Annotated in this window: 10 protein-coding genes; all 10 read right to left on the bottom strand. The window is 45.7% G+C overall.

The window, feature by feature from the left end:
• Positions 1-219: 219 nt before the first annotated feature.
• The 10 genes from FDY93_RS18895 to FDY93_RS18940 all read right to left on the bottom strand — a co-directional run bounded on the left by FDY93_RS18895 (position 220) and on the right by FDY93_RS18940 (position 5,658).
• Positions 220-600, bottom strand: coding sequence for a hypothetical protein (locus FDY93_RS18895; RefSeq protein WP_138237319.1), 381 nt, complete (start codon positions 598-600; stop codon positions 220-222).
• Between the two features lie 126 nt (positions 601-726).
• Positions 727-1,026, bottom strand: coding sequence for a hypothetical protein (locus FDY93_RS18900; protein WP_138237320.1), 300 nt, complete (start codon positions 1,024-1,026; stop codon positions 727-729).
• 131 nt (positions 1,027-1,157) lie between these two features.
• Complete coding sequence (locus FDY93_RS18905; RefSeq protein WP_138237321.1) at positions 1,158-1,604, bottom strand: hypothetical protein; 447 nt, start codon at positions 1,602-1,604, stop codon at positions 1,158-1,160.
• Between the two features lie 161 nt (positions 1,605-1,765).
• Positions 1,766-2,122 (bottom strand): hypothetical protein, encoded by a 357-nt coding sequence (locus FDY93_RS18910; protein ID WP_138237322.1) that lies wholly within the window; start codon positions 2,120-2,122, stop codon positions 1,766-1,768.
• Positions 2,123-2,247: 125 nt separating this feature from the next.
• A complete protein-coding gene (locus FDY93_RS18915) occupies positions 2,248-2,727 on the bottom strand; it encodes a hypothetical protein (protein ID WP_138237323.1) in 480 nt (159 codons plus the stop codon).
• Positions 2,728-3,341: 614 nt separating this feature from the next.
• Positions 3,342-3,749: a spore germination protein gene (locus FDY93_RS18920; RefSeq protein ID WP_138237324.1), complete on the bottom strand. Its 408-nt coding sequence runs from the start codon at positions 3,747-3,749 to the stop codon at positions 3,342-3,344.
• A 102-nt stretch (positions 3,750-3,851) separates the two neighbouring features.
• Positions 3,852-4,295 carry a hypothetical protein gene (locus FDY93_RS18925; RefSeq protein ID WP_138237325.1) on the bottom strand — a complete coding sequence of 148 codons (444 nt, stop codon included), beginning with the start codon at positions 4,293-4,295 and terminating at the stop codon, positions 3,852-3,854.
• A 91-nt stretch (positions 4,296-4,386) separates the two neighbouring features.
• The gene (locus tag FDY93_RS18930) at positions 4,387-4,671 is read right to left on the bottom strand and encodes a hypothetical protein (protein ID WP_138237326.1); all 285 of its coding nucleotides are present in this window, start codon (positions 4,669-4,671) and stop codon (positions 4,387-4,389) included.
• 146 nt (positions 4,672-4,817) lie between these two features.
• Entirely contained in the window at positions 4,818-5,189 is a 372-nt protein-coding gene (locus FDY93_RS18935) for a hypothetical protein (protein ID WP_138237327.1), read from the bottom strand.
• A 280-nt stretch (positions 5,190-5,469) separates the two neighbouring features.
• Positions 5,470-5,658, bottom strand: a complete 189-nt coding sequence (locus FDY93_RS18940) for a hypothetical protein (protein WP_138237328.1) — start codon at positions 5,656-5,658, stop codon at positions 5,470-5,472.
• Positions 5,659-5,883 lie beyond the last annotated feature (225 nt).

A 5,883-nucleotide genomic window follows, 5' to 3' on the forward strand; every position in this document is an offset into this window, starting at 1 on the left:
GATGGCAGAACATCGGGTTACATCGTTCTGAGAAATAACCTCCTGTGATTTATCAGAGTGTGTAACAGAAATTTATACGACTTCACGTCGCAACTAACGCCGCGCTCAGGGGCGGCTAACTTTGGGCGCTTGATTGCGCAATAATGGGAGCGCAGCGACCGCGCAATAAAGTGCTCAAAGTTAGCCGTCCCTTGCAGCGCTTTGTTAGCATTCTGCACCTTAAACCAAATCAATTGACAAATACTCTAGATGATCTTTATCGACCAACCAATTAAATTCTAGCTCATGTGTTTTATACAGATACCTATAATTTTTTGCATAGTCGTCTTCCCACTGTTCTTGTGGGGGTCCTAATAGTGTTTCAATCTCCCGACAACCCGTATTAACATCGATATTGCAAATTTCACCGTTAAGAATAATACAATCATTAAAAACTAATGACTTCGGTATTTTTGTTCCAAAATTGATATGAATATTCGCAACTATTTTCTTATGTACACTGACACTATAGCCAACACCTTGAAAGATTTGATTCTTTCCATGGAACTCTGCCCCGAGGACGAAAGAGCCTATGGTTAAATTATCAAGGTCTAAATTCATATTGGATGCTAACGCCCAGCGCAGGCGCAGCCAGCGCGGAGCTCCTTTTGTGTTAATGTTTGAGCGACAGCGAGTAACACAAAAGGTGCGTAGCGTTGGCTGTCGCTCTGCCGCTGTTTGTTATGTTTATTCTCCCGCGATCCCGATGGAAACCGCTACAATTATTCCGACAATTGCCAGCAAGCTCGAAATGATTATTGAAATTACTGCGATTACATTTGCTGCCGCAGCGGTTTGAAGGGCTTCACCTGCTGTACTTTCCGCATCTTGTGCTCTCTGCTCAGCTCGCTCCGCGTGCTTTAGCAACTCTAGGGCTATATCCGCTTGTTCCTCTGCTGCGGAAGCTGTTCTTCTTATAGCAACATCCCTTTCGGCATTACGCTTTATTTGATCTATTAAAGCTGGAGAAATTCCCTTCTGAAACATGATGATTTCCTGGTAAAACATAACGCCCAGCGCAGGCGCAGCCAACGCGGAGCGCCTTTTGTGTTAATGTTTGAGCGACAGCGAGTAACACAAAAGGCGCGTAGTGTTGGCTGTCGCTCTGCCGCTGTTTGTTAGGCACTTTTGGCACTAAGGTGCGGCCAGGCACGAACCAGACCTATTGCGTAAAGCGCTCCGATGCCGAAGCAGATAGCGGAACTTACAATCCAGAAAGCTAGGCTATTTCCCGGAAATAAGGGCATTATTATAAAAAAAGCCAACGCTCTGAATATAAAAATTGCCGAAATTATGCACAACACTGTCCGTAAGAACGGTAGCCGCAATATTTTCCTCGCGCCAGACAACGCATAAAGTGACCAAACAATAAAAATTGAAGCAATCACTAGCGTTATGACTGGAGGATACCAATGGCCTTGCTCTGACATTTCTGCCAATTGCTCACCAGCTCCGAGCACTCGATACCAATCTCCGCCAAAAATTGCGCAACCAATATGGACCGCTGCAACTACTCCACAAAAAATAGCGCCCAAAACTAAAAGATTATTTCCATTTTCTCTCATTGGCAGGTTCCTTTGCCTAACGCCCGCAGCAGGGGCGACCAATGCTATGCACATTTTGTGCGAAACTGGGAGCGCAGCGACCCGCACAAAATGTGCATAGCGTTGGGCGTCCCGCGAAGGCCCGAAGGGCCGTAGCAAACTGCCTGCGTTTGTTAAATGTATTACTCATTGAGTTGATTTCCCCACTTCAAGTTTATTGTGGGTTTAAGTTGAAACTCAAAATCTAGCAATTTTGTTGACGGGCGGAATGTAGCGACCATTTTTTCGGTACCCCGTTCCGATATTACCTTTAGCCCAACTATACCTTCCAGATTGAGTGAAGCTACAAGAACCCCCGCCTTTTCCCATATAAGGACTACTTGTCCGTACCCTGGTTCAATCGCACAATAGATTTTGTTATCGCCACGTTCGGTTCGATAGGTAAGCCGGTTATAAAACCAAGGCACATCTCGATCAGTAAGCTCCGGCTCTGCCGCAAAAAGACCTATGAGTTCGTATAATTCGGGAAAATCTTCCATGCTAACCTGACATTTAACGCCCAGCGCAGGCGCAGCCAGCGCGGAGCACCTTTTGTGTTAATGTTTGAGCGACAGCGAGTAACACAAAAGGTGCGTAGCGTTGGCTGTCGCTCTGCCGCTGATTGTTAGGTGCTGCTTGCGGAGCGCCATTGGCTGGCCACGTGGGATAGCCACTCTTTCGAGCTACCATTTTCCGCTACAAACTCCAGGAAAAAATCAGCATCTTGCTCCAATTTATCGTATGTAGGGTCGAGACACATATATAGAAGCCGCCCAAAATGACAATAAGTGATTGAATATTCTGTTTCGCCCGAAACTTTCACCGAAAATCTGGAGAAAAATGGATAAGGGCGAGTATGCTCCACCTCGACAGCATCATCAGATAAATTCCAGGATTTTTTTCCTGCATTGAAAATAATATCTGAATTCAGTTTGTAAACTGCAAAATGCTCTCTGCCTCCAAACGCCCTACGCTCACTCGCGGAATATCCAGGACAGATTGAGTTTTCAGATCGATCTTCACTAAGCTCAAAAATTCTTGCTGTTCCGTCATTCAGGTTAAACTCGATTTCCTTCCGTGGGTGAGTCCAATGATGCAATCTCATACTGGTGTGCACCTAACGCCCAGCGCAGGCGCAGCCAGCGCGGAGCGCTTTTTGTGTTAATGTTTGAGCGCCAGCGAGTAACACAAAAAGTGCGTAGCGTTGGCTGTCGCTCTGCCGCTGTTTGTTATGCCTATTCACTCGCTGGAACTACCTGGTAGACACCGGACCCATTGATCAAAATACCATTGGCCATCATGTAAGCGAACGTTAAGACAGATAGAGCTACTATGAATACATGCACTTTGGTGGCTGAACTGACGTACTTGGAAAAGTAGCTTTCCTCATTTTTTGATTCTACTACCCAAGTAATCACGAATGGCGCCCCTAAGACAATCCCAATACCCACCATGAAGAAGTATGACAGGTAATCTTCGTAGTAATAGGGAAACCATGACTCATAGAATGATGAGAATGTTACGAAGTAGGCTGAAAGCGCAAGTAGAAAAGTACCACTATAAATAAATATTTTTTTCAATTTGGGTGCCAGAATTTTTGCTCTAAGGCATAACGTCGCGCTCAGCCGCGGACAATTTTGGGCGCTTTATGCGCGATAATGGGAGCGCAGCGACCGCGCATAAAGTGCACAAAGTTGGCCGTCGGCCTGCAGCGCTTTGTTAAGCACTGATGCGTTCGAAAAACACTAATTTTCTATCAATGTATTGATAGATACTAATTTTGTTAGAGTATACGCCTAGCCACCAGCTCCCACAGGCAAACCAATACTCGGAATTTCCACTTTTTACACTAAACACTAACTGAGCATCTGTACTTTTCCAGAACAGTTTACCGCTTCTAAATCTATGAGCCCGGGGTTCAACATTTTTTAGCTGAAGCCCAGCTTGCTCAAGCCATTTATTTATACGTCTTTTATAGCGAGCAGACTTAAACGCTGACAATGGGTAGGGAATTCCTAAAGAAATCAAAAGTACCAAAAGCATAAAGGTACCACCATAGCCACCAGCCCACTTATTGATAAAAAGCGCCATTGCTAGTGTCGCTAGTAAAATTAACAGTACTCTCATACTAACCTGTGCTTAACGCCTCAAACACCGGCATGGTGAAGTTGGCGGCTTTTTTGGAACAAAAAAGGTGACAGCTTTACCATGTCCGCGTGCTTTGACTTGTTAACTTTTCCACTCAATTTTACAGCCTTGTTTTGATTCGGATGTGCTGGTTTCATCAAATACGTGCTTTACTATTTTTTCGCCATCGGACGTATAGGCGTCAAAGTCACGGACTATACCCCCAATTATTGGTACTACGTACGATATATACCAGTTTAAGTACGATGAGCCACTAAGCATGTGCTCTTCAAGCTCATCAACATCATTAAAAGATAGAGCTCTCGTATGTAGATCATGGCAAATCACTTCAATTAAAATAATCTGAGAGTCGTCAACAGACCAGGCTGCGATTATCTCAGGCATGACATTTTCAAAAGAATCAGATGGTCTCGGGTTATGCCACCGAAGCTCTTTCTCTAGTGTGTATTTGTCATAAGCTTCACCTACCTGCATTTCCACAAGTGGGATAGCTTCTTGAATTATTTTTCCTAGCGCAATGCTCATATGAAGTTAACGCCCACAGCACGGGCGGCCGAAGCGTAGCGTAGGCCGTCCCGCGGAGGCCCACAGGGCCGTAGCAACGTGCCTGTGATTGTTAAGCATTTTCTCGCTCCATGGCTTTTTCTAGGAAAATTATGGCTGGCTTTACCAGCGGATGCCTACGAACCCAGAACTCGCCTAGAAACTCTGTGACTGTTTTCTCTTTCAGTAATGATCTCATTGACTCAGCTGTACGTGCCTGTAAAAGCCCATGAGCACGTCCCATTACTTCTTCGCTATGGTCTGCTTGGGGTGTACCAATCTCTTCACCCCATTCTTTTTGGATGGCAGAAATCAATTTCCCTGCTGCCTTTTCTGATTCTGATTTTTCTCTACGCATGATCTGATGCTTAACGCCCGCAGCAGGGGCGACCAATGCTATGCACATATTGTGCTAAAAAGGGAGCGCAGCGACCAGCACAATATGTGCATAGCGTTGGGCGTCCCGCGGAGGCCCGAAGGGCCGGAGCAAACTGCCTGCGTTTGTTAAGCATTGAAGGCCCTGCGCTCTCCCTGAAAACCTCTAGCTTTGCCTTTATGGCTACAACCTGGAAATGCCCAGCCACGAGAAAATGTATTTTTATACTGATTTTCCTGCTGTTTTGAGATGCCGCTGGATTTGGAACTCACATTGGTTGGATAGCCTCCACCTGCAGGTACGTTAAAATTGAACTCAATTTTGCAATTGAGGCAATTTAACTCAAGCGGAATTGAAACAGCTATTGGCAGCAACTGCCCATGGCCATCTCTTTGTTCCATACCACATTCTCTTGCTTGGATAACGTCCTTATCTAAAGGGATCGTACTAGCTAGCAACAGGCCAGGAAAAATTCCAATTATGAGCGGTAAGAATTTCATTACTTGTGATGCTTAACGTTGCGCTCTGGGGCAGTTTACTTTATGCACCTTTGTGCGAGAATGCGAGCGTAGCGAGCCGCACAAAGGTGCATAAAGTAAACTGTCCCTCAGCAGCGCCTGGTTAGCTGGCGGAGTGGTAATTTGCCTGAACTTTACTACCCACCCAGCCGCTGCTGCGCTCCAAAATTTCGGCGGGGAAAACTCAAACTTTATAACCCTGCCCCCCACCACTTACTCAATATCCTGGATGTTCTCTGGGTATGCCTTTACCGTTCGATACCTACTGAAACCATTCATCTTTATGGCGCGGAGTTTCTCTCAGTTCTTCTTCGCGATTTTTGTCATTAACCTTTACTCCAGCAGTAGCAGCAGCAGCTCTCGCAAGGAAAGAAGCCAGCTTTCCTGCCTTCTTTGCCACAGTCTTCGTTGCCACATAGGCTTTTTCTGCATCTTTTTTAATTTCTGACATTATGTTTCTCCCAAACTTTTGGCGATGACACTATTCTCTTGGCTATTGACAGCTAACGCCGCGCTCAGCCGCGGCTAACTTTGTGCGCTTTTTGCGCGATAATGGGAGCGAAGCGACCGCGCAAAAAGTGCACAAAGTTAGACGTCGGCCTGCAGCGCATTGTTATGTGGAAGATGGCACTTGCTAGGAACATACATTTTCCTCTGCAAGACCTAATTCTATATT

Source organism: Microbulbifer harenosus (assembly GCF_005771435.1).
Taxonomy (GTDB): Bacteria; Pseudomonadota; Gammaproteobacteria; order Pseudomonadales; family Cellvibrionaceae; genus Microbulbifer; species Microbulbifer harenosus.

Coding starts and splice junctions, on each gene's coding strand:
- FDY93_RS18895 (WP_138237319.1), bottom strand. CDS start 600: ATGAATTTAGACCTTGATAATTTAACCATAGGCTCTTTCGTCCTCGGG.
- FDY93_RS18900 (WP_138237320.1), bottom strand. CDS start 1,026: ATGTTTCAGAAGGGAATTTCTCCAGCTTTAATAGATCAAATAAAGCGT.
- FDY93_RS18905 (WP_138237321.1), bottom strand. CDS start 1,604: ATGAGAGAAAATGGAAATAATCTTTTAGTTTTGGGCGCTATTTTTTGT.
- FDY93_RS18910 (WP_138237322.1), bottom strand. CDS start 2,122: ATGGAAGATTTTCCCGAATTATACGAACTCATAGGTCTTTTTGCGGCA.
- FDY93_RS18915 (WP_138237323.1), bottom strand. CDS start 2,727: ATGAGATTGCATCATTGGACTCACCCACGGAAGGAAATCGAGTTTAAC.
- FDY93_RS18920 (WP_138237324.1), bottom strand. CDS start 3,749: ATGAGAGTACTGTTAATTTTACTAGCGACACTAGCAATGGCGCTTTTT.
- FDY93_RS18925 (WP_138237325.1), bottom strand. CDS start 4,295: ATGAGCATTGCGCTAGGAAAAATAATTCAAGAAGCTATCCCACTTGTG.
- FDY93_RS18930 (WP_138237326.1), bottom strand. CDS start 4,671: ATGCGTAGAGAAAAATCAGAATCAGAAAAGGCAGCAGGGAAATTGATT.
- FDY93_RS18935 (WP_138237327.1), bottom strand. CDS start 5,189: ATGAAATTCTTACCGCTCATAATTGGAATTTTTCCTGGCCTGTTGCTA.
- FDY93_RS18940 (WP_138237328.1), bottom strand. CDS start 5,658: ATGTCAGAAATTAAAAAAGATGCAGAAAAAGCCTATGTGGCAACGAAG.